The organism is Psychrobacter sp. Ps1 (assembly GCF_022129425.1).
Classification (GTDB): Bacteria; Pseudomonadota; Gammaproteobacteria; order Pseudomonadales; family Moraxellaceae; genus Psychrobacter.
Map to the genome: position 1 here is coordinate 1 of NZ_JADQAN010000027.1, position 22,522 is coordinate 22,522.

Below are 22,522 nucleotides of genomic sequence, written 5' to 3' on the forward strand. Positions count from 1 at the left end.
ACTAATCATTAAGTCTCAGCAATGAGCTTATGAATTAGTCATAAAAAAGGCCATCCTATCTAGGGTGGCCTTTTTTTGTGGGAGAATGTGAATCATTATTATAATTAGAATAATAGCTTTAGCGAAACAATAACTCACGATATGTGAGATAGAGATAATTATTTGTTAGATAGCATATTGTAATCTACGGCATAGCTTGTTATATTATCGCTGCACTTAACGCTAGCAGTTATTTTAGACTGCAGTGGTGCAAAATCAGGTAAAATTAATAATTTTACCGTCAAGGGCTTGCATTCTATGCTAAATATTGTATAATGCTGTCCTTTACACCCATAGGCGATTGGCTCAATTGGTAGAGCATCGGTCTCCAAAACCGAGGGTTGTAGGTTCGAGTCCTACATCGCCTGCCATCTTCTTATCACATCTTTGTTGTACCCCACCATCTCCGAAGCGAGTTCTTTATGAGCAATGATCAAGATAACCTCGAGACTAAGTTATCTGATGCCAAGGCGGTTGCTGGTGGAATGCTGTCTAAAAATAAGCATGTTTCAGCTAGCAGTACTACTGCTGTTGAAGTGGCTAAGACTGGCTCAATAAAAGATTTGATTTTGTGGCTACTTGCCGCAGCTGTATTAATCGGTGCGACTCTAGTAAATCAATACTTACCAGGCTATTGGCAACCTGCCAACGATGTTTGGGTACGTATTGGTATTATTGTCGTACTTGTTGTATTTGCATTAGTCTGTTTGGCGCTAACGCATCAAGGCCGTGCTTTTAAAATATTGTTAAAAGACGCTGCCGTTGAGCTTCGCCGAGTGACATGGCCAGGTAAAGATGAAACCTTTCAATACACATGGCAAGTAATTGTCGTGATTGCGATTGCCGGTTTCTTTATTTGGTTATTGGATAACTTTTTTAATTGGTTCGTTGGTATCTTCATCGGTTAATAGCACGTATTAGTGACTATTAGCGAGACATTTACTCATAACGACTTATTTATAATGATCAGGAGCGTGATATGCGTTGGTATATTGTCCAAGCGTTTTCAGGATATGAAAAACAAGTACAACGTTCATTAACTGATCGTATTAATCGTAGTGACTTTGCTGAGTCATTCGGTGATGTATTGGTTCCTACTGAAGAAGTCGTCGAAATGAAAGACGGCAAAAAACGTAAGAGCGAGCGTAAGTTCTTTCCTGGATATGTATTGATCCAAATGGAAATGAACGATAATACTTGGCACATCGTAAAAGACTGTCCTCGTATTATGGGCTTCATCGGTGGTACGCCTGAGATGCCTGCACCGATTACGCAAGTAGAAGCTGATCGCATTTTAAACCGTTTGAACCAGACTGAGACTGACCCACGTCCTAAGACTCTATTTGAGCCAGGCGAAGAGTTGTTGGTTATCGATGGTCCATTTACTGACTTTAAAGGGTTGGTAGAAAAAGTGGATTATGAGAAGTCTAAACTACATCTAACGGTAAACGTATTTAATCGACCTACACAGGTTGAGCTTGAATTTAGTAAAGTTGAAAAACTAGACTAAATTAGCAAAAAATTCATCAACCGGGGAGCTGTTAGTCAATTAGGTATATACCACATTGATTTGGCGCTATTACCCATTTAGGAGAGTATCATGGCTAAGAAGATTGATGGTTACATCAAACTGCAAGTGCCTGCAGGCAAAGCAAATCCTTCACCACCTATTGGTCCAGCTTTGGGTCAAAAAGGCGTGAACATCATGGCGTTCTGTAAAGAATTTAACGCTGCGACCTCAGGCCAAGAGCCAGGTCTACCGATCCCAACTGAGATCACAGTATACAGCGACAAATCTTTTACCTTCATCATGAAGTCACCACCAGCTGCATACTTACTACGTAAGGCTGCTGGTATTGCCAAAGGTTCAGGTACACCGAACACTGCTAAAGTTGGTAAAGTTGACCGTGCACAACTAGAAGACATCGTTAAGACTAAGAATGCAGATTTAACTGCAGCTGATCTTGACGCTGCTGTCCGTACCATCGCTGGTACTGCACGTTCAATGGGTATTACCGTGGAGGGTGTATAATGTCTAAGCTAACCAAACGTCAAAAAGAAATCCAAAGCCGTATTGATAACGAAAAACAGTACACCATTGAAGAAGCGGTTCAAATCCTAAACGATTTGCCAGCGCTAAAATTCAAAGAGTCTATCGATATCGCAGTAAACTTGGGCGTTGACCCACGTAAATCTGATCAAGTAGTTCGTGGTGCAACCAACCTACCTGCGGGTACTGGTAAAACCAAACGCGTTGCTGTATTTGCTCAAGGCGCTGCTGCTGAAGCCGCTAAAGAAGCTGGTGCAGACATAGTTGGTTTTGAAGACCTAGCAGAGCAAATCAAAGCCGGTAACATGGACTTTGATGTTGTTATCGCAGCTCCAGATGCAATGCGTGTTGTTGGTCAGTTAGGTACTATCCTAGGCCCACGTGGTCTAATGCCTAACCCTAAAGTTGGTACGGTAACGCCAAACGTTGCTGAAGCTGTGACTAATGCGAAAGCTGGTCAGGCTCAGTACCGTGTTGATAAAGCTGGTATCATCCATGCAACTATCGGCCAAGTTGGTTTCACTGCTGATCAAATCGAGCAAAACGCGCAAGCGATTCTTTCTGATCTAAAGCGTGCTAAGCCTGCTACTTCTAAAGGTACTTTCATTAAGAAAATTACCTTGTCTAGCACGATGGGTCCAGGTCTAACGATCGACGCTGTTCCTTATCGTACTGCTAAATAATTAAAGTTTTTATCTTCAAATATTTCGAATGATAAACACAAACAGTTTTTAAAGAATTAGGTCAGCGTAGTATTTACTACGCTGTCTAAGACCGTAGGTAGAGAGTAGTTTAGAGTCATAGTTAGCGATCTTCGGATAGTTGCTTATGACAATAAGTCACTTTTGTTAATCGACGACAGATGAAAATCTTAGTTGTCCTACGCAGACGGTGGCCCACACAGTTTAAGACACGAGCGAATAGGGCGATAAGGTTATTTATAATCTTCAAACTATTACTCAACGTCATTCTGATAACGGTGCCGTAATCAGTCGTTACCAGTAGATGCTTTTTTTATTAATTGAATCCACTGGTAATGTGTCGTATCAAGTCAGTCTTAGCTTACAGTTTGAGCGCATAAAAACCTTGTTTTTGGCACTTTTATTATAAGTCGATTGATAAGATTAAAGGAGTCAACTTATGGCATTAACGCTAGAACAAAAACAACAAGTTGTGGCTGAAGTGTCTGAAGTTGCTGCTAATGCTTACTCAGCAGTAGCTGCCGAATATCACGGTATTGGTGTTGCACAGCTTACTAAGCTGCGCGAACAAGCTCGTGATAAAGGTGTTGTTTTGAAAGTGGTAAAAAATACACTAGCAAAACGCGCTTTTGAAGGCACTAAGTTTGAGAGCATGTCAGACCGTATGACTGGTCCACTACTTTTGGCTTTCTCTATGGAAGATTTGGGATCTGCTGCTCGAGTCGTTTTCGACTTCAGCAAAGATAACAAAGCTTTAGAGACCAAATTAGTATCAGTCGGTGGTGAAGTTTATGGTCCAGAAGAGCTAGAGCGCGTATCGAAGCTACCAACTCGCGACGAAGCAATCTCTATCTTGATGGCTACTATGAATGCACCAGTGACCAAGCTTGTCCAGACTATGAACGCTGTTCCTGGCAAGTTCGTTCGCACTGTAGCGGCAATCAAAGACGCAAAAGAAGCTGCTTAATTGCTTGTTTTAACGTAACTTTAACATCGCTAATTTTGGTTGCACTTTATTGTCACATTAAGCAAGCAATCAAGGCGATATTAGAATCAATTAATTTTTATCAGATAACGGAGAGTTCTCATGGCACTATCTAAAGATGACGTGTTAAATGCAATCGCTGAAATGTCAGTAATGGATATCGTTGAGTTAATCAGCGACATGGAAGAAAAATTCGGCGTAACAGCTGCTGTTGCTGCTGCACCTGCTGCTGCTGGTCCTGCTGCTGCTGCTGCTGAAGAAAAAGACGAGTTTGACGTAGTTCTTGCCAGCTTTGGCGAGAAGAAAGTTGGCGTAATTAAAGCCGTACGTGAAGCTACTGGTCTTGGCCTAAAAGAAGCGAAAGATTTGGTTGAAAGCGCTCCAGCTCCAATCAAAGAAGGCGCATCTAAAGCTGAAGCTGAAGAGTTGAAAAAGAAACTTGAAGAAGCTGGTGCAACTGTTGAACTAAAATAAGTTTAACACTGTACGAAAAAAAGCTGGTAATGCCTTGCATTGCCAGCTTTTTTTTACTATAATTCGTAGCTTGACCTTTTGTGTCTGCCAACAGTCGTATGCAACATCACGGTGGATACCCATCAAAAGGACAGACGATATACATGCAAGCACACATGCCAGTTTTTGAAATCAGTTAATATGAGCTAAACGTCTGTAGATGTTTGGCATTTTTTTGTGTCTGCATGCTTTCCTATCAACACTATAGTTTATACTGATTCTAAAAGTTATAGTTACCCCGATTATTAATCCTGAAAAAAGCGGTATTCTTAAAAAAGCTGTTGATCATAAGTTGCCTACTTGGTGTGGCATGACTGTCGATATTCAGTTTCATAGACAGTTTGTATGTGTAGGGAACATAGTTCGGTAATAAGTAGTCTAGATGGCAAGTGGTATGGATGCAATCTTAATAGACATTATTTCCCAGCAATGTATTTGTAAAGTAAGCCTGATAGGCAATGCGTTATAGATTATATAATATTGAATTTTTTAGTTGCAACAGTCATATAGACTGATTCACTTACCATGAATATAGCAAGTAATGACGAGATTAAGTGAAGTGTGCTAGGTAAGCACTGAAGAGTAAAGTAGTAATTGACAGAAAAGACATGAACTGAACACGAAGACCCGTTTTATATTATCGTTTACGTCGTCACGTTTGCATCGTATTTATGCATACTGGCCACGCTTTTAATTTGTTTCCACGTTTACTGTAAGGACTCTCGATGGCATATTCTTATACTGAAAAAAAGCGTATTCGCAAAAGTTTTGCTGAATTGCCCACTGTAATGGACATTCCCTATTTACTGTCTATTCAAGTAGATTCTTATGAGCAATTTTTGCAAGAGCACAAAAAGCCGAAAGCTCGTGAGAATACTGGTTTGCAAGCTGCGTATTCCTCTATTTTCCCAATTGAGAGTCACTCTGGTAACGCAGAGCTACAATTTGTTGAGTACTATTTAGGCACGCCTGAATTTGATGAGCGTGAGTGTATCTTACGTGGTTCAACGTTTGCGGCGCCAATGCGTGTCAAAATCCGTTTGATCATCAAAGACAAAGACAGCAAAGACAAAGATAGCAAAGCTGCTATCAAAGATATCCGTGAGCAAAGCGTTTACATGGGCGAGATGCCTTTGATGACGGCTAACGGTACTTTCATTATCAATGGTACTGAGCGTGTTATCGTATCTCAGCTACATCGTTCACCTGGTGTGTTCTTTGACCATGATAAAGGTAAGTCGCATTCAAGTGGTAAAGTGCTTTATAACGCGCGTATCATCCCTTACCGTGGTTCATGGTTAGACTTTGAATTTGATGCAAAGGACTTAGTCTTTGCTCGTATTGACCGTCGCCGTAAGCTATTGGCTTCTATCATTCTACGCGCACTTGGTCTAACAACTTCTGAAATCTTAGATTTATTCTTTGATAAAGTCGCTGTTTATAAAGCTGAAGAGACGTTTGAAATTGATCTAGTTGCTGATCGTCTACGTGGCGAGATGGCTCAGTTCGATATCGTATCACCTGAAGGTGACGTTATCGTAGAGCAGGGCAAACGCATTAACGCCCGCCGTATCCGTCAGCTTGAAGAAGCAGGTATGACGAAAATTGCTGTGCCTGATGAGTATCTATACGAGCGTATCTTAGCAGAAGACATCGTCGTTAACGATGAAATCATCGCTAAAGCAAACACGCCAATCGACCACGAGTTATTGGTTAAATTGAACTCATTTGAAGCCAGTGGTGCCATCAAAGAGTTCAGCATCCTATTCACGAACGATATCGATCAGGGTAGCTATATTGCTGATACGCTACGTGCAGATAGCACGTCGAGCCGTGAAGAAGCATTGATCGAAATCTATAAAGTCATGCGTCCAGGTGAGCCACCAACGGTTGAGACTGCTGAGAAACTGTTTGAAAGCATGTTCTTCAACGCAGATCGTTATGACTTATCAAACGTTGGCCGTATGAAGTTCAACCGTCGTCTTGGTTTAGAATTTGACAACACTGATGATCCTGATATCCAGCGCGAACGCAGTGTATTGACCAATGATGATATCGTTAACGTTCTAAAAGAACTTATCGAGATTCGTAACGGTCGCGGCGATGTCGATGATATTGACCATCTTGGTAACCGTCGTATTCGTTCAGTGGGCGAAATGGCAGAAAACCAATTCCGTGTTGGTCTAGTACGTGTTGAGCGTGCTGTAAAAGAGCGTTTAAGCTCAGCAGAATCAGACAACCTGTCACCACAAGATTTGATTAACTCTAAGCCAGTAGCGGCTGCGGTTAAAGAGTTCTTTGGTTCAAGCCAGTTGTCACAGTTTATGGATCAGAACAACCCGTTGTCTGAAGTTACCCATAAGCGCCGTGTATCAGCGTTAGGACCTGGTGGTCTAACTCGTGAACGTGCAGGCTTTGAAGTACGTGACGTACATGATACCCATTATGGCCGTGTATGTCCTATTGAGACTCCTGAAGGTCCAAACATTGGTCTAATCAACTCACTAGCGACTTTTGCTAAAACCAACAGCTTTGGTTTCTTAGAAACGCCTTATCGCCGTGTGGTTGATGGTAAAGTGACTGATGTTATTGAGTATCTATCAGCAATCGAAGAAGTAGGTACTGTCATTGCACAGGCTGATTCTCCGATGACTGAAGATGGCGCGTTATCTGACGAGATGGTCAGTGTACGTAGCTATGGTGAATTTGTTCGTATGCCGCCAGAAAAAGTGACGCATATGGATGTATCACCAAGTCAGGTAGTATCGGTTGCAGCAGGTCTGATTCCGTTCCTAGAGCATGATGATGCTAACCGTGCCTTGATGGGCTCGAACATGCAGCGTCAGGCTGTTCCTACGCTACGTGCTGATAAGCCGTTAGTAGGTACTGGTATGGAGCGTCACGTTGCTCGTGACTCTGGTGTTTGTGTTATCGCTAAGCGTGGCGGTGTGATTGAAGATGTTGATGCATCACGTATCGTTGTTCGTGTCAACGAAGACGAGATGACTGCTGGTGAAGCGGGTATCGATATCTATAACTTGATCAAATACACGCGCTCTAACCAAAACACTTGTATCAACCAACGTATCATCGTTAACCAAGGTGACGAGATTGCTTTGGGTGATATCTTGGCAGATGGTCCATCAACGGATCTTGGTGAGCTAGCACTAGGCCAGAACATCCGCATCGCATTTATGCCGTGGAATGGTTACAACTTCGAAGATTCAATCTTGTTATCTGAGAAAGTAGTTAAAGAAGATCGTTTCACTACGATTCATATCCAAGAATTGACTTGTGTGGCTCGTGATACCAAGCTAGGTACAGAAGAGATCACTGCTGATATTCCAAACGTTGGTGAAGCAGCATTATCAAGTCTTGATGAAGCAGGTATCGTCTATATCGGTGCTGAAGTTGACGCTGGTGATATTCTAGTTGGTAAAGTGACGCCAAAAGGTGAAACGCAACTAACGCCAGAAGAGAAACTACTACGGGCTATCTTTGGCGAAAAAGCGGCTGACGTGAAAGACACTTCACTACGCGTACCGACTTCAAGTAAAGGTACGGTTATTGATGTACAGGTCTTTACCCGTGATGGCGTTGAAAAAGACGCACGCGCAAGAGCGATTGAAAAATCGCAGCTTGATAGCTATCGCAAAGATTTGAAAGAAGAGCTACGTATCTTTGAAGAAGCAGCACGTGGCCGTATTGGTAATCTATTAGATGGCCAAAAAGTCAGCGGCGGTGCTGGTCTAAAAGCTGGTACGGTTATGGCCTTGGCTGATATGAAAGATATGAGCCTTGAGACTTTACTAGATATCCAACCAGTAGAAGAAGAAATCTCTGAACGTCTAACGCAAATCGCTGATTACTTGGTTGATAAGCAAAAAGACATCGATGTGAAGTTTGCTGAGAAAAAACGCAAATTGACTGCTGGTGATGACTTACAACATGGCGTACAAAAAATCGTTAAAGTATATCTAGCGGTTAAGCGTCGTATTCAGCCTGGTGATAAGATGGCTGGTCGTCATGGTAACAAAGGTGTTGTATCGCGCATCATGCCAGTTGAAGACATGCCTTATGATGAAAATGGTAATACCGTTGACATCGTATTGAACCCACTTGGTGTACCATCTCGTATGAACATCGGTCAGGTTCTAGAGACGCATTTGGGTATGGCAGCGAAAGGATTGGGCGAGAAGATTGACGGTATGCTCAAATCTCAAGCAGCGATCAAAGAGTTACGTGACTTCTTGGACAAAATCTATAACCAAGTAGGCGGTGAGCAAGTTGATCTTGATAGCTTGAGTGATGATGACATCATGGCGCTAGCAGACAACTTACGTGGCGGTGTACCGATGGGCACAGCAGTATTTGACGGCGCAAGAGAAAGCCAAGTTAAAGACCTGTTAGAGCTTGCTGGTATGGATCGCGATGGTCAGCAGACGTTATATGATGGTCGTACAGGTCAGAAGTTTGACCGTAAAGTAACCGTTGGTTACATGTACATGCTCAAGCTTAACCATTTGGTTGATGACAAAATGCATGCGCGTTCAACAGGTTCTTATTCTCTAGTGACGCAGCAGCCATTGGGTGGTAAAGCTCAGTTTGGTGGTCAGCGCTTCGGTGAGATGGAAGTGTGGGCACTAGAAGCATACGGCGCGACTTACACCTTGCAAGAAATGCTAACGGTGAAGTCGGATGACGTTGAAGGCCGTACTCGTATGTACAAAAACATCGTTGATGGTGAGCAGTATATGGATCCAGGCATGCCTGAGTCGTTTAACGTACTGACCAAAGAAATCAAATCACTGGGTATTAATATTGAGTTAAAACAAAGCAACTAGCCCGTTGTTTAACTTAGTTGTCCACTAAAGGCAGTCTGCTTTATTGCTGCTGCTTTTAGTGATTTGTCTCAACCCTATTCATTGCCTTCATTCATCTTATCTGCGTCAATGGTACGCTGTCAGATGATTATAAAGATAACGGAGAAGCAACTTGAAAGATTTACTCGATATCATGCAAAGCCCTACCGGCAACGGTAACCAAGAGTTTGATAGCATTCAAATTACTTTAGCCTCACCTGACGTTATTAAGTCATGGTCGCACGGCGAAGTAAAAAAGCCTGAAACCATCAACTATCGCACGTTTAAGCCTGAGCGTGATGGTCTCTTTTGTGCCAAAATCTTTGGCCCAGTAAAAGACTTCGAATGTTTATGTGGTAAATATAAGCGCCGTAAGTTCCAAGGCGTTATCTGTGAAAAATGTGGTGTTGAAGTTACCACTGCTAAAGTTCGTCGTGATCGCATGGGTCATATCGACCTAGCCAGTCCTGTGGCGCATATTTGGTTCTTAAAATCATTACCAAGCCGCATCGGTCTATTGCTAGACATGACGCTACGTGATATCGAGCGCGTTCTATATTTTGAAAGCTATATCGTTACTGAGCCTGGGCTAACTAGCTTAGAAAAGTACCAGTTGCTTGATGATGAAGATTATTACAAAGCGCTTGAAGAGTTTGGTGACGAATTCACAGCCAAGATGGGTGCTGAAGCAGTTCAAGACCTATTGAAAGATATCGATATGGATCTTGAGATTGATGAGCTGCGTGAAGCAATTCCGCAAACAGGTTCTGAAACCAAGCTTAAGAAGATGTCTAAGCGTCTTAAATTATTAGAAGCATTCCGTGATTCTAATAACAAGCCTGAGTGGATGGTAATGAACATCTTGCCAGTACTACCACCAGATTTGCGTCCTCTAGTACCGCTAGAAGGCGGCCGTTTTGCGACGTCAGATCTAAACGATCTATATCGCCGCGTGATCAACCGTAACAACCGTCTTAAGCGTCTGCTTGAGCTAAGCGCACCTGATATCATCGTACGTAACGAAAAACGTATGTTGCAAGAGTCAGTAGATGCGTTGCTTGATAACGGTCGTCGCGGTCGTGCCATCACTGGTAGTAACAAGCGTCCATTGAAATCTTTGGCAGATATGATCAAAGGTAAGCAAGGTCGTTTCCGTCAGAACTTACTTGGTAAGCGTGTCGATTACTCTGGTCGTTCGGTTATTGTTGTAGGTCCAACACTACGTCTACATCAGTGTGGTCTACCTAAGAAAATGGCACTAGAATTATTCAAGCCATTTACTTATAACAAACTATTGTCTCATGGTTTAGCGACTACGATTAAAGCTGCCAAAAAGATGGTAGAACGTGAAGAGCCACAAGTGTGGGATATGCTGGCCATGGTTATCCGTGAGCATCCAGTACTTCTTAACCGTGCGCCAACACTTCACCGTTTGGGTCTACAGGCATTTGAGCCAGTATTGATCGAAGGTAAAGCCATCCAGTTGCATCCGCTTGTTTGTACTGCATTCAACGCCGATTTCGATGGTGACCAAATGGCCGTTCACGTGCCATTGACGCTAGAAGCGCAGCTTGAATCACGTGCCTTGATGATGTCTACCAACAACATCTTGTCACCTGCGAACGGTGATCCGATCATCGTACCATCTCAGGATGTTGTACTAGGTCTATATTACATCAGTCGCTCGTCGATCAATGCCAAAGGCGAGAGCATGATTTTTGCTACCGTTAATGAAGCATTGCGTGCGATTGGTTCAAACGACCTACATGTAAACGCCAAGATCAAAGTGCGTGTTACTGAGACGCAAATTGATGAAGAAGGTAATGAGACTAAAGAAATCAGTATCAAAGATACGGTTGCTGGTCGTCTACTTATCTGGAACATCATGCCTAAAGGTATGACGTTTGATGAGTGTAACCAAGAGATGACGAAGAAAAACATCTCTCGTTTGATCAACTCTTGCTACCGTAAAGTTGGTGTAAAAGAAAGTGTTATGTTTGCTGACCAATTGATGTATCTTGGTTTTGCTCAAGCAACACTATCTGGCGTGTCTATCGGTATCGACGACATGGTCATTCCACCACTTAAAAAGCAAATCATCGAAGTGGCAGAAGGCGAAGTTCGCGAAATCGAAGATCAGTTCGAGCAAGGTTTCGTAACTGCTGGTGAGCGCTATAACAAAGTAGTTGATATCTGGTCACGTACCAATGACAAAGTCGCTAAGGCGATGATGGACAACTTGGCAACAGATAAAGTTATTAACGCACAAGGTGAAGAAGACGAGCAGAAGTCATTCAACTCTATCTTTATCATGTCAGATTCTGGTGCTCGTGGTAGTGCGGCACAGATTCGTCAGTTGGCTGGTATGCGTGGTTTGATGGCTAAGCCAGATGGCTCAATCATTGAGACGCCGATTAAAGCTAACTTCCGTGAAGGTTTGACGGTACTACAGTACTTCATCTCAACTCACGGTGCACGTAAAGGTCTAGCAGATACAGCACTGAAAACAGCTAACTCAGGTTACCTAACTCGTCGTCTGGTTGATGTGGCACAAGATTTGGTTATCACTAGCGATGATTGTGGTACTGAAGAAGGCCTACTCATGAAACCACATATCCAAGGTGGTGAAATCATTGAGAAGCTAGGTGAGCTAGTACTGGGTCGTGTCACTGCTCGTGATGTTACTTATAATGACGATGCTGATAAAGTATTGATTCCAGCTGGTACATTGATCGATGAGTACTGGGTTAACGTCCTTGATAACAACGCAATCGATGATATCTGGGTACGTTCAGTAATTACTTGTGATATCGAACATGGCGTATGTTCACAGTGTTATGGTCGTGACCTTGCACGTGGTCATAAAGTGAATATCGGCGAATCAGTCGGTGTTATGGCAGCTCAATCTATCGGTGAGCCGGGTACTCAGTTAACCATGCGTACGTTCCACGTGGGCGGGGCAGCGAGCTCAGCCTCTGTGGATAACAGCATCTCTGTACGTAATGCTGGTCAAGCACACTTTGAAAACATGAAAACAGTACAGCATACCGATGGTCACTTAGTCATCGTATCGCGTTCAGCTGAAATCGCATTGACCGATGAGCTTGGCCGTGAGCGTGAGCGCTATAAAGTACCGTACGGTTCAAGCGTACTTGTGAAAGACGAAGAGCAAGTAGAAGGCGGTCAAACTATCGCTAAATGGGATCCGCATACGCATCCAATCATCACAGAATTTGCTGGTACCGCACGCTTCAGTGACATCACTGATGGTATGACTGCAACAGTGAAGGTTGATGATGCGACGGGTATGAGCTCATTTGAGATTCTAGCTACTCGTGACCGTTCAAGCTCAGCAAAAGACTTACGTCCTGCGATTATCTTGAACACTGACGAAGGCAAAGAAGTGGTTTACTTCTTACCAGCTGAAACTATCATCCGCGTAAGCGACGGTGAGAAAGTAGCAGCAGGTTCGATTCTAGGCCGTGTACCACAAGCGTCTTCTGGTACCAAAGATATTACCGGTGGTCTACCACGTGTTGCTGACTTGTTCGAAGCACGTCGTCCAAAAGATCACGCTATCATGGCAGAAATGACTGGTGTGGTAAGCTTTGGTAAAGAGACTAAAGGTAAGAACCGCTTCATTATTACTAATGAAGATGGTGAAGTGCATGAAGAGCTAATCCCTAAATGGCGTCAAATCAACGTCTTCGAAAACGAGACGGTAGCACGTGGTGAAGTGATCGCTGATGGTCCACAGAACCCACATGATATCTTACGCTTGAAAGGTCAGACTGCACTTGCTGATTACATCGTCAACGAAGTACAGGACGTTTATCGCTTACAGGGTGTAAAAATCAACGACAAGCACATCGAAGTTATCATTCGTCAGATGCTGCGTAAAGTTGAAATCACTGACGGCGGCGATTCAAGTCACTTCAAAGGTGATCAGGTCGAGTATGCAGATATCAAAGCATTGAATGCTAAGCTAGAAGCGGAAGATAAATTCCCAGTACAGTTTGAGCGTCAATTACTAGGTATCACCAAAGCAAGTCTAGCAACTGAAAGCTTTATCTCAGCGGCTTCTTTCCAGGAAACAACCCGTGTACTAACTGCGGCTGCTGTGACTGGTAAAGTGGATGAGCTACGTGGTCTGAAAGAAAACGTGGTTGTTGGTCGCTTGATTCCTGCAGGTACTGGTCTTGCTTATCATAAAGCACGTAAAGAAAAAGCAGATCAGAAGCTACAAGATAAAGATTTGAATGCAGCGTTTGATATGACTGCAAGCACTGATAGCAAAGACTTTGCAAGCTTCGACGAAGCATTTGCTCAAGAGTTAAATCAAGATAATTAATCGTATTAAGTATTTTGATTCATTCTTAATTTGATAAAAAAGCCAGCCTAAGTTGCTGGCTTTTTTGTGCGTATAAAAAACTAAGAAAGGCATGGTGCTATTATCTAAAAAAATAGTACACTGGAAATAGGCTCTAATTCACTACTCATAAAAGGATAATTAGCAAATGGCAGGTAAAACTCGCGTCGCCAAATATCAAGCAGATCGAACCAATCAAAAGTTATATTTCTGTCGTTTATCTTGCCAATCTGCAGGAAGTACCAATGATAAGCAGTTATACCAAGCACACTGTGAGACTGCTATTTTTCACTTGCATGGTGCTTTATTGGCATTCATTCAGGAGCTCGGTCATTTCTATAGCCTAAATATGACGGCGCCAACTTTGCTCGATATTGAGCAAGCACTGAGCGAGCGTACCCAAGTATCTCCTGAGATTCAGCGTTTACAGCAACTGCAACAGCAAGGTTTTATTGCTAATATAGAACGTGCTTATCAGCGTTGTCTTTATGCAGTACCGCCAGATACTATCGTCGATGAAGCGCCAAGCAGTCATTCAGCGTCGCCAGACTTGATTGTCAATGTTGTCACTTTATCTAACCAATGGCTACCTGATGAAACAACGATACGGGAATGGCGTAATCAGCTTTTAGAGTTGATTGAACAACTGCGTGCAGGTATGGTTGAATTCTAATAGGAAGTAAACCAGAAGATTTATTCTTTGACCGCTATTTATTGAACCATTTTAAAGTATGATTAAGTAGGGTAGGCCATAGTCTACAGCGCATGAAAAAGGCTTATTCAGTCATTGCTGAATAAGCCTTTTTCTTATTAACTAAAAATAGTCTTGTTTGTTACTCTGGCATCGGTGGCATACTTTCAACGGGTGTCACCGTTAATGGATTTTCCGGTACGCTGTCATCACTACGATTGCTACTTGGTTTCGTTGATGGTGGAGTGCTCGTCTCCTCAGTAGGCTCTGGAACCGAAGGCTTACGCTGCTGGGTTTGAGTCTTGACTGGTTTTGCTGATTTATTGGAGGCGTCGTTAACTAGGATACCATCATCAGTCATCTCTATGATACTTTGCTGTTGCTTTCTGGATTTTGAGCGATTATTGATAGATACCCATTGGCTTGGCGTGTCTTTCAGCTGAGCTTTCATAAAGTCCATCCATACTGGCAGCGCTGCCACACCACCATATTCACGGCGGCCCATAGTAGATGGTTGATCGAATCCCATCCATACTACTGTCGCATTGGTAGGATGGAACCCTGCAAACCATGCATCTTTGGCCTGATTGGTGGTACCAGTTTTGCCACCGATATCATTGCGACCTAATGCCTTTGCTCTTACCGCTGTACCGCGTTGGACTACATCGCGTAGTATATCGGCCATCTCAAAAGCGACTCTAGGTTGCAGTATGCGCGGTGCTTGTTTGGCCCTTACATATTGTACGGCAGGCGCTTTTAGGCGGTCTGACTGTGGACCTGCGTTATATACCGTTAAATCAAGCTCTTTATCTGTTGTTTCGCTATCATCATTACTTTTCGATGATGAATTATCAGCGGTTATTTCATTAGTACTATCATCAGGCGCTTCAATTGACTTCTCATACTCTTCAACTAAGCTGCTATTAACCTTCTCAAGTTTTTCGTTAAAGCATAGTGCACACGCTTGACGTGGATTTGCCTGAAACAACAGCTCGTTTTTATAATTGTAAATTTGTTCAATAAAGTAAGGTTGGACACGATGACCACCATTGGCGAAGGTTGAGTAAGCCGTGGCCATTTGTAATGGTGTGGCTTGTCCTGCTCCAAGTGCTAATGACAAGGTTGTTGGTAGCTTTTCTTTATCAAGACCGAATTCATCTAATAGGTTGCGCGTACTTGAGATACCGATCGCTTGTAACAAGCGAATAGATACGAGGTTACGGGATAAATATAAACCACGACGTAAAGTGATATCACCTAAGAAACGTTCATCAGAGTTTTTCGGTTTCCAGTCACCTACTTGAATAGCTCGGTCAGAAACGATGGTATCTGGACGATAACCTTTTTCTAAAGCAGCGGTATAAACAAGTGGCTTAATGGTTGAGCCAGGTTGACGCCAGCCTTGTAGAGCGCGGTTGAACTTACTGTGGTTAAAATCAAAGCCACCAACCAATGCATTGACAGCACCAGTCTCTGGATTCAACGAGACCAAACTGCCCTGGATTTTAGGTATTTGACCTAATTGCCAGCTGCCATTTGAAGTAGGTATCACACGAACGATATCATTTTTCTTAACAACTTGACTGGCATTGCTAGGGTAATAACCAATACGGTCAGCAGAAATATATTTACGTGCCCATTTCATACCAGACCAATTAACGGTTACTTCTTCACCGGATTGTAGGACTGCGTCAAAACTACGAGAATTGACTTTAGTCACTTTGGCAGGAGACATATTACTGTAGCGTCGAAAGTTTTCGAGAGGCTCATCATTTGCTTCAGCCCCGCGCCAACCATGGCGATGCTCATAGGCAATCAATCCTGTTACTACTGCTGCTTCTGCATCTGTTTGCGCTTTACTATCTACTGTGAGACGTACGCGCCACCCACCGTGCATGACTTGATCGCCATAACGTTCGACTAAAGAAGCTCGCGTCATTTCTGCCAAATAAGGCATGTTTACATCGAGCTTTTCTTTATATAGGTTGATACCGATAGGGGAGTTGACCGCTTCATCGTACTGAGCTTTAGTAATATAGCCAAGCTCATGCATGCGTCCAACGATCCAGTTACGTCGAGTCAATGCGCGGCTAGGATTGGCAACAGGGTTATACTTAGAAGGGGCTTTTGGTAGACCTGCTAACATCGCCATCTCAGCAATAGTTAGATTGTCTAATGACTTACTATAATATTTTTTGGCCGCAGCGCGGATACCATAGGCGCCTTCACCCAGATAGATCTTATTGACATATAGTGTCAAGATGTCGTTTTTGCTCAGTTCGTCTTCGATCTTCCGCGCTAAAAATAACTCTGTTAGTTTGCGGTTTAAAGTACGTTCTGGACTTAAGAAATAGTTTTTAGCGACCTGCATCGTAATGGTAGAGCCACCTGTTTGACCATCGTCATCAGTGACTGCTTCGGTGACAGCGCGACCAAGACCTTTAATACTAATTCCGCTATGCTGAAAGAAAGAAGCATCTTCGGCCGCTAAAAAAGCATGAGTTAAATCTTCAGGAATTTCATCAAAACTAACTGGTAACGATAAACGATTGCCGTATTGGCCGATTAATTTATCATCACTACTATAAATCTGTAATGGCATTTCTAACTTGGCTGTCTTAATCTCTTGCGTACTAGGTAGGGTCGGCGATAGATACATGGCCATCCCATAAAAACCAATAGGTACAGCAAGTGCTAGAACAACTGCCAATGCTAGGCAAGCGATAAAGAGTCCCACCAAAAAGCGAATGAGACGAGCGGTAGCATTTGTTTTGGCCATAATAAGACTTATTAGTTAGAATTTGTAGCAGACAATATTATTATACATTGAACAAAATAGGCAGGTCATAATAAATGTGTAAGTTGGCCTTAATATATTTTTAAATGCTTGAATCTATCAATTAAGTAAAGTATTGTATTGAATTATTACAAATAACTACCAGATTGTACACTTAATATAAGGTATAGAGCTAGTGAGGCTATTTACTTCCAAAAGTCGACATTTGATTGGCGTGGATATTTGTGCCACTTCAGTAAAGTTGGTTGACATACAGCGTCAGCAAGGCATGTTTCACCTAAAATCTTATGGTATTGAAAGACTACCGGAAGGTATCGTGGTCGATAAGATTCTAGTAGATACAGAAGCTGCTGGTAATATTATAGCGAGCTTGGCAAGACGCTGCCAAGTCGCGGGTAGCAATGCTGCGACCGCTGTTTCTGGCTCTGCGGTGATTACTAAAATTATTGATATGGATATGACACTCAGCGATGTAGAGCGTGAGGCGCAAATACGTTTAGATGCCGACCAGTATGTGCCTTATCCATTAGAAGACGTCAATCTAGACTTTGAAGTATTAGGACCGTCTTTGGTTAGTGAAGATATGGTTCAGGTGTTGCTTGCTGCTTCTCGTTCAGAAAACGTCGACCAACGTGTTGATGCTTTAGCCTTTGGTGGACTACAAACGAAAGTTATGGATATCGAATCTCATGCAATCGAGCGTGCGTTTGGATTGATGGTAGATAGCCTACCAAATGTACCCGAACTAGTAGCATTGGTAGATATCGGCCATAATCAGACCACATTATATATTGCCAAGAATGGTGAGTTTATTTATAGTCGTGAGCAATTATTTGGTGGTGCTCAGTTGACCGAGGCAATACAAAATCGTTATGGCCTGTCAGCAGAAGAAGCGACACTAAGCAAACGCGAACGTACCTTACCTGATGATTATTATCCTGAAGTACTGACCCCTTTTATAGAAAATACCATTCAACAAATCACTCGCTCTTTACAGTTTTATTTCTCATCAAGTCAGTATAGCAGTATCGATCATGTAGTGCTTGCAGGAGGCAGCAGTTCTATTGCAGGTCTCGCTGGTATGGCACAACAAAAGCTGGGTGTAACTGTCAGTGTTGCCAACCCTTTTACCAATATGACTATTGCACCAAATATCGATAATGAGCAACTGGCGGTTGATGCGCCAAGCTTAATGGCTGCATGCGGTCTTGCGTTAAGGAGCTTTGACTAATGGCTCGTATTAACCTTTTACCTTGGCGACAAGAAGAGCGTGAACGTCGTAACAAAGAGTTTATGACATTGATAGTGGCGGTGACATTACTGACACTATTAGCAGCTTTTGCTTCATGGAGTTATTTTAATAATGAACTTGATGAGCAGCTTGATGCCAACGCATTGATCGAACAAGAAAACACTCGCTTAGACACCGCATTGACCGAGATCGACAGTTTAGAGCAGCGCCGTGAAGACATTATTTCACGCATGCAAGTCATTCAAGACTTGCAGGGACGACGTCCTGTGCCTGTACGTTTATGGGACGATCTCGCTAAAGCTATTCCACCAGCACTTTATCTAAATAACCTCAAACGTGAAGGCGATACGCTAACTTTGACAGGCTTAGCGGACAATCCAAATATTGTGTCCAGCCTGATTCGTAACCTTGATAACAGTAAATGGATGGGCAACTCAGCAGTAAGTAACATTCAACAGAATATTAGCGCTTATGAGGCTGCTCCAGCCCTCAATAATACGGTTAATACTGGTGAGCAGGCGCGCCCCGTTTATCCTGAAGACAGTTACGTACAGTTTGTAGTAACGACTAGAGTACAATCGGAAACTCCGACTGCTGCTGATACCGATACTGGTCTAGGAGGTGCGTTATGAAGCTTATCCGCAAAAAGAGCCTCTCTAAAACCAAGAAATCTGCTTTAAAGCCAAAAAAGCAATTCGATTTAAATGAGTTTCGCCGTAGTTTTGAGTCGCTAGATTCAGAAAACTATGGCAGTTGGCCATTGCCTGTCAAGGTGACAGTGATTGGTCTTATCATTACTTTTATCGCAGCGTTGTCATGGGCGTTACCAATCAGCAGCAAAATTGATGAGATTAATGCGGCTGAAAGCCAGCAGCAGACCTTGCTCGATAGCTACCGTGAAAAAGAATCTCGCGCACGTCACTTAAAAGCGTATCAAGCGCAAGTTGTCCAAATGGAAACTGAATTTAATACTTTATTGGATCAGTTGCCGAAAGATACACGTGTGTCAGAATTGGTAGAAGGCATAAACATGACAGGCGTTGGTAGTAATATCCGCTTCCAAGATATTTCAGTAGAACCTGAAATTGAAAACGAATTCTTTATTGAGCAGCCAATACGTATCGCAGCTTTGGGTGAATACCATCAGTTTGGTAGCTTTATCAGTGGTCTTGCTGCACTGCCTCGAATTATTACGATGCATGATTTTGAAGTCAGCAATCCGCAGCCTACATTGGATGTTTTGCCAGAGCTTAACTTAGTCTTGCAAACTAAGACTTATCGCTCTAAAGAAGCGGCTCCTGAAGGTGATGCCGCCGCCGCTACTGATGCAAATGCAGGAGGCAACTAATGAGTATTCAAAAAATGCCCATGCTATTGGTTTTAAGTGTCGCTGTTTTATCTATGACAGGGTGTAGTGACCGTATAGGTATGGCAGAGCAGGCAATGACCGATATCCGCAATCAGCCTGCACAGCCTATTGAGCCGCCGCCTAAAGCCGAGCTGGTAGAAGATTTTGTATATAGCGCTAGTTCGCAGCGTAGTCCGTTTTTGCCACCGAGTTTAGTCAATGTACAAGGCCCGACCACTCCTATAGATGGTGTACGACCAGATATCAACAGAATCAAAGAACCGCTTGAGCAGTATGAACTGTCGCAATTGGTCTTTCGAGGTGTGGTGATTTCACCCGAAGGTCAGCGATATGCATTGATACAACGTCCTGATGGTTCGGTTGCGAGTGTTAAAGTAGGCGATTATCTTGGATTGAATGACGGCCGTATTGTTGAAATCACGCCGACCCAGGTTAACTTGATTGAAATTGTGCCAGACAGCCGCGCAGGGTTTGTAGAAAAGCCCCAGTCGCTGGTATCCCCTATAAGCTAAGTCGGCAGATTTTTTGAGGAATAAATAATGACAGTACGCAATAACAAGGTAATGATGATGAGCAACCGCATGTCTTCTGCTTTTGCCATTTCAGCACTGGCAGTCAGTATAGTGGCTGTGACTAATAGTGCTCATGCTGCACAGCGCATCGATAATGTCTCTGTAGTACAGACCGCACCTGCAGTGACGCAAATGCGTTTGGGGTTTACAGGATTGCCAGTATTGCCCGCAGCCTATCAGCTTGATGATCCTAGTCGCTTAGTTCTAGATTTCGAACAAGTACAGAATGGGCTTGCTAGCCGCTTTAACGAATACAACATCGGTGCGATTAATGACGTTACTACGCTCAGCAGTGACAGTACCACGCGCCTCATTGTTGGTTTAAAAGAATCCGGAAATTATACGACAGCGATTGAAGGCAACGATTTATTGCTAACTATCACTGATTCTAATCGTCCAGTTATTACCAGCGACCCAATTCAAGATGTGCTCAATAACAATAATAGTATGACAACGACCGCGGTCGTTACGCCTATCGTTGAGAGTTCTACCGTACCAGTGGCGCCTGTACGTACCACAAGCAAGGTAGTCGTGAAGAACGAAGTACCAGCTGATACGATGGTGGTCAGAGTAAATCCACTTTTGAACCCTCAGTTGGCTGCTTCACAAGTAAGTAAGCAGTATAGTTATGATGGGCTAAGCGCAGTCAATTTTTCAGCAGGCAGTGATGGTGGCGGCAATGTCAGCATGGTACTCGCCAACGAAGCTATTCCAGTAGATGTGCAGCGCCAAGGTAATAAACTTGTCGTACGTCTAACAGGTAGTACAGTCCCTAGAAACTTACTACGCCGATTGAATATCAATAGTGGTCTTGTTGGTAGTATTGATACCAAAAACCAAGGTCAGAATGGCGTCGTTACCATTAACATTAATGACGATTATGAGTATCAAGCCTACCAATCAGGTAACCAGTTAAATATCAGTATCAAGAAACCTGAATTGTTACGTGAGCCGACATTGGAAGAAAGAGTATATAGTGGCGAGCCGCTATCTATGGAGTTTCAGGACGTTGAAATCCGCAGCGTTTTAGATATTTTGGCGCAGTTTACTGAGATGAATATCGTGGCTAGTGACTCAGTCACTGGTAATATGACACTACGTTTGATCAATGTGCCTTGGGATCAAGCGCTTGACATCATTTTAAAGAGTAAAAACCTAGGCAAGCGTGAAAATGGTAATGTGATTTTGGTTGCGCCATCTACTGAGCTGGCTGAGCAAGAAGCACGAGAGCTTGAAGCGCAGCAAGCTGTTCAATCTTACGCACCTTTGCGTACTGAGTACATTCGTTTAAGCTATGCAAAAGCACAAGATGTCTTGACGCTTATTTCGCAAGGTAGCGGCGCGACTGGTAATAGTAGTGGCCTCGCAAATCGTGAGGATAATAATACGTTGTTATCCAATCGTGGTACGGTAACAGTTGATGAACGTACCAATACTTTGATTATCAAAGACGTGGCTGATAGTATCGAAAATATCCATAAACTAATCAGCAAAATTGATATTCCTGTTCGCCAAGTCATGATCGAAGCACGTATCGTCAGTGCAACTGATAGCTTCAGTAAAGAGATCGGTGTTCGTTGGGGTATCTTGTCAAATGGTGCAGCCAACAACCGTAGCTTATTGGTTGGCGGTAGCGATCAAACCTTATGGGATTTGAAAGATTTTGATGTAGAAACGACGACCGTTAATGGTCAAACCGTTTCTTATCCTTCTTATGACATTAGTCGTCCTGATAACTTAAACGTTGATTTGGGTGTTTCCAACCCAGCAGGTAGTATCGCCTTTGGTTTGCTCAGTATGTCTGATGTGATGCTAGATCTTGAGCTGTCAGCACTGCAAGCGGATAACCGTGGTGAAGTTATTTCTACACCTAAGATTTTAACCGCAGACAAGCAGACAGCAAAGGTCTCTTCTGGTACTCAGATTCCTTATCAAGAAGCATCAGCCAGTGGTGCGACGACAACCAGCTTTAAAGAGGCTGCATTAAGTCTAGAAGCGACACCAAACATCACACCTGATGGCAAGATTGGTTTGCAATTGGTCATTACCAATGGCACACCGACTATCATTAATAATCAGGTTGCCATCTCTGAGGATTCTATATCAACCAACGTTATTATTGAAGATGGTCAGACAGTCGTACTGGGCGGCGTCTTCAAAAACCGCACTAGTAATGGTGTAGATAAAGTACCTTTCTTAGGAGACTTGCCTTATATTGGTCGTGCCTTCCGTCGTGATGTACGTAGTAATAGTAAGGAAGAGCTACTTATTTTCGTAACTCCGAAGCTTATTAATGATGGTACGAGTCGTCTGAACTAATAA

Annotated in this window: 15 protein-coding genes and 1 tRNA gene; 15 read left to right on the forward strand and 1 reads right to left on the reverse strand. The window is 43.1% G+C overall.

The window, feature by feature from the left end; translation table 11 throughout:
- Positions 1-334 precede the first annotated feature (334 nt).
- The 10 genes from I3249_RS11895 (at position 335) to I3249_RS11940 (ending at position 14,192) form a co-directional block, all read left to right on the forward strand.
- Positions 335-410, forward strand: a tRNA-Trp gene (locus I3249_RS11895).
- Positions 411-461: 51 nt separating this feature from the next.
- Positions 462-947, forward strand: coding sequence for a preprotein translocase subunit SecE (gene secE / locus I3249_RS11900; protein ID WP_238070120.1), 486 nt, complete (start codon positions 462-464; stop codon positions 945-947).
- 71 nt (positions 948-1,018) lie between these two features.
- A complete protein-coding gene (gene nusG / locus I3249_RS11905; RefSeq protein WP_057761729.1) occupies positions 1,019-1,549 on the forward strand; it encodes a transcription termination/antitermination protein NusG in 531 nt (176 codons plus the stop codon).
- Positions 1,550-1,639: 90 nt separating this feature from the next.
- Positions 1,640-2,071, forward strand: a complete 432-nt coding sequence (gene rplK, locus I3249_RS11910) for a 50S ribosomal protein L11 (RefSeq protein ID WP_057761727.1) — start codon at positions 1,640-1,642, stop codon at positions 2,069-2,071.
- Positions 2,071-2,772, forward strand: coding sequence for a 50S ribosomal protein L1 (rplA, locus tag I3249_RS11915; RefSeq protein ID WP_057761725.1), 702 nt, complete (start codon positions 2,071-2,073; stop codon positions 2,770-2,772). The genes rplK and rplA overlap by 1 nt, the downstream gene beginning before the upstream one ends.
- 457 nt (positions 2,773-3,229) lie before the next feature.
- Positions 3,230-3,757, forward strand: coding sequence for a 50S ribosomal protein L10 (rplJ, locus tag I3249_RS11920; RefSeq protein ID WP_057761724.1), 528 nt, complete (start codon positions 3,230-3,232; stop codon positions 3,755-3,757).
- A 120-nt stretch (positions 3,758-3,877) separates the two neighbouring features.
- The gene (gene rplL / locus I3249_RS11925) at positions 3,878-4,249 is read left to right on the forward strand and encodes a 50S ribosomal protein L7/L12 (RefSeq protein ID WP_057761722.1); all 372 of its coding nucleotides are present in this window, start codon (positions 3,878-3,880) and stop codon (positions 4,247-4,249) included.
- A 764-nt stretch (positions 4,250-5,013) separates the two neighbouring features.
- Complete coding sequence (rpoB, locus tag I3249_RS11930; protein WP_201572590.1) at positions 5,014-9,132, forward strand: DNA-directed RNA polymerase subunit beta; 4,119 nt, start codon at positions 5,014-5,016, stop codon at positions 9,130-9,132.
- 151 nt (positions 9,133-9,283) lie between these two features.
- Positions 9,284-13,501, forward strand: a complete 4,218-nt coding sequence (rpoC, locus tag I3249_RS11935; protein WP_238070121.1) for a DNA-directed RNA polymerase subunit beta' — start codon at positions 9,284-9,286, stop codon at positions 13,499-13,501.
- A 166-nt stretch (positions 13,502-13,667) separates the two neighbouring features.
- On the forward strand, positions 13,668-14,192 hold the full coding sequence (locus I3249_RS11940; RefSeq protein WP_101204294.1) for a DUF6586 family protein: 525 nt from the start codon (positions 13,668-13,670) through the stop codon (positions 14,190-14,192).
- Between the two features lie 160 nt (positions 14,193-14,352).
- Here I3249_RS11940 and I3249_RS11945 read toward each other — a convergent pair whose 3' ends face one another.
- Complete coding sequence (locus I3249_RS11945) at positions 14,353-16,989, reverse strand: PBP1A family penicillin-binding protein (RefSeq protein WP_238070122.1); 2,637 nt, start codon at positions 16,987-16,989, stop codon at positions 14,353-14,355.
- 193 nt (positions 16,990-17,182) lie between these two features.
- Between I3249_RS11945 and pilM the strand changes: the two genes are divergently transcribed.
- From pilM to pilQ, 5 genes are read left to right on the forward strand one after another with little or no spacing between them, the layout of a single operon-like run.
- Positions 17,183-18,238, forward strand: a complete 1,056-nt coding sequence (gene pilM / locus I3249_RS11950; RefSeq protein WP_165598121.1) for a type IV pilus assembly protein PilM — start codon at positions 17,183-17,185, stop codon at positions 18,236-18,238.
- Complete coding sequence (locus tag I3249_RS11955) at positions 18,238-18,891, forward strand: PilN domain-containing protein (protein ID WP_165598122.1); 654 nt, start codon at positions 18,238-18,240, stop codon at positions 18,889-18,891. Before pilM ends, I3249_RS11955 begins: the two co-directional genes overlap by 1 nt.
- Entirely contained in the window at positions 18,888-19,607 is a 720-nt protein-coding gene (pilO, locus tag I3249_RS11960) for a type 4a pilus biogenesis protein PilO (RefSeq protein ID WP_179799317.1), read from the forward strand. Before I3249_RS11955 ends, pilO begins: the two co-directional genes overlap by 4 nt.
- Positions 19,607-20,140 carry a pilus assembly protein PilP gene (locus I3249_RS11965; protein ID WP_102090382.1) on the forward strand — a complete coding sequence of 178 codons (534 nt, stop codon included), beginning with the start codon at positions 19,607-19,609 and terminating at the stop codon, positions 20,138-20,140. Before pilO ends, I3249_RS11965 begins: the two co-directional genes overlap by 1 nt.
- A gap of 27 nt (positions 20,141-20,167) precedes the next feature.
- Positions 20,168-22,519: a type IV pilus secretin PilQ gene (gene pilQ / locus I3249_RS11970; RefSeq protein ID WP_238070123.1), complete on the forward strand. Its 2,352-nt coding sequence runs from the start codon at positions 20,168-20,170 to the stop codon at positions 22,517-22,519.
- Positions 22,520-22,522 lie beyond the last annotated feature (3 nt).

What these genes read in the sequence shown, in the direction of transcription:
- rplK (WP_057761727.1), top strand. Translation starts at nt 1,640, where the DNA reads ATGGCTAAGAAGATTGATGGTTACATCAAACTGCAAGTGCCTGCAGGC.
- pilQ (WP_238070123.1), top strand. Translation starts at nt 20,168, where the DNA reads ATGACAGTACGCAATAACAAGGTAATGATGATGAGCAACCGCATGTCT.
- I3249_RS11940 (WP_101204294.1), top strand. Translation starts at nt 13,668, where the DNA reads ATGGCAGGTAAAACTCGCGTCGCCAAATATCAAGCAGATCGAACCAAT.
- I3249_RS11955 (WP_165598122.1), top strand. Translation starts at nt 18,238, where the DNA reads ATGGCTCGTATTAACCTTTTACCTTGGCGACAAGAAGAGCGTGAACGT.
- rplJ (WP_057761724.1), top strand. Translation starts at nt 3,230, where the DNA reads ATGGCATTAACGCTAGAACAAAAACAACAAGTTGTGGCTGAAGTGTCT.
- nusG (WP_057761729.1), top strand. Translation starts at nt 1,019, where the DNA reads ATGCGTTGGTATATTGTCCAAGCGTTTTCAGGATATGAAAAACAAGTA.
- I3249_RS11965 (WP_102090382.1), top strand. Translation starts at nt 19,607, where the DNA reads ATGAGTATTCAAAAAATGCCCATGCTATTGGTTTTAAGTGTCGCTGTT.
- I3249_RS11945 (WP_238070122.1), bottom strand. Translation starts at nt 16,989, where the DNA reads ATGGCCAAAACAAATGCTACCGCTCGTCTCATTCGCTTTTTGGTGGGA.
- secE (WP_238070120.1), top strand. Translation starts at nt 462, where the DNA reads ATGAGCAATGATCAAGATAACCTCGAGACTAAGTTATCTGATGCCAAG.
- pilO (WP_179799317.1), top strand. Translation starts at nt 18,888, where the DNA reads ATGAAGCTTATCCGCAAAAAGAGCCTCTCTAAAACCAAGAAATCTGCT.
- rplA (WP_057761725.1), top strand. Translation starts at nt 2,071, where the DNA reads ATGTCTAAGCTAACCAAACGTCAAAAAGAAATCCAAAGCCGTATTGAT.
- rpoB (WP_201572590.1), top strand. Translation starts at nt 5,014, where the DNA reads ATGGCATATTCTTATACTGAAAAAAAGCGTATTCGCAAAAGTTTTGCT.
- rplL (WP_057761722.1), top strand. Translation starts at nt 3,878, where the DNA reads ATGGCACTATCTAAAGATGACGTGTTAAATGCAATCGCTGAAATGTCA.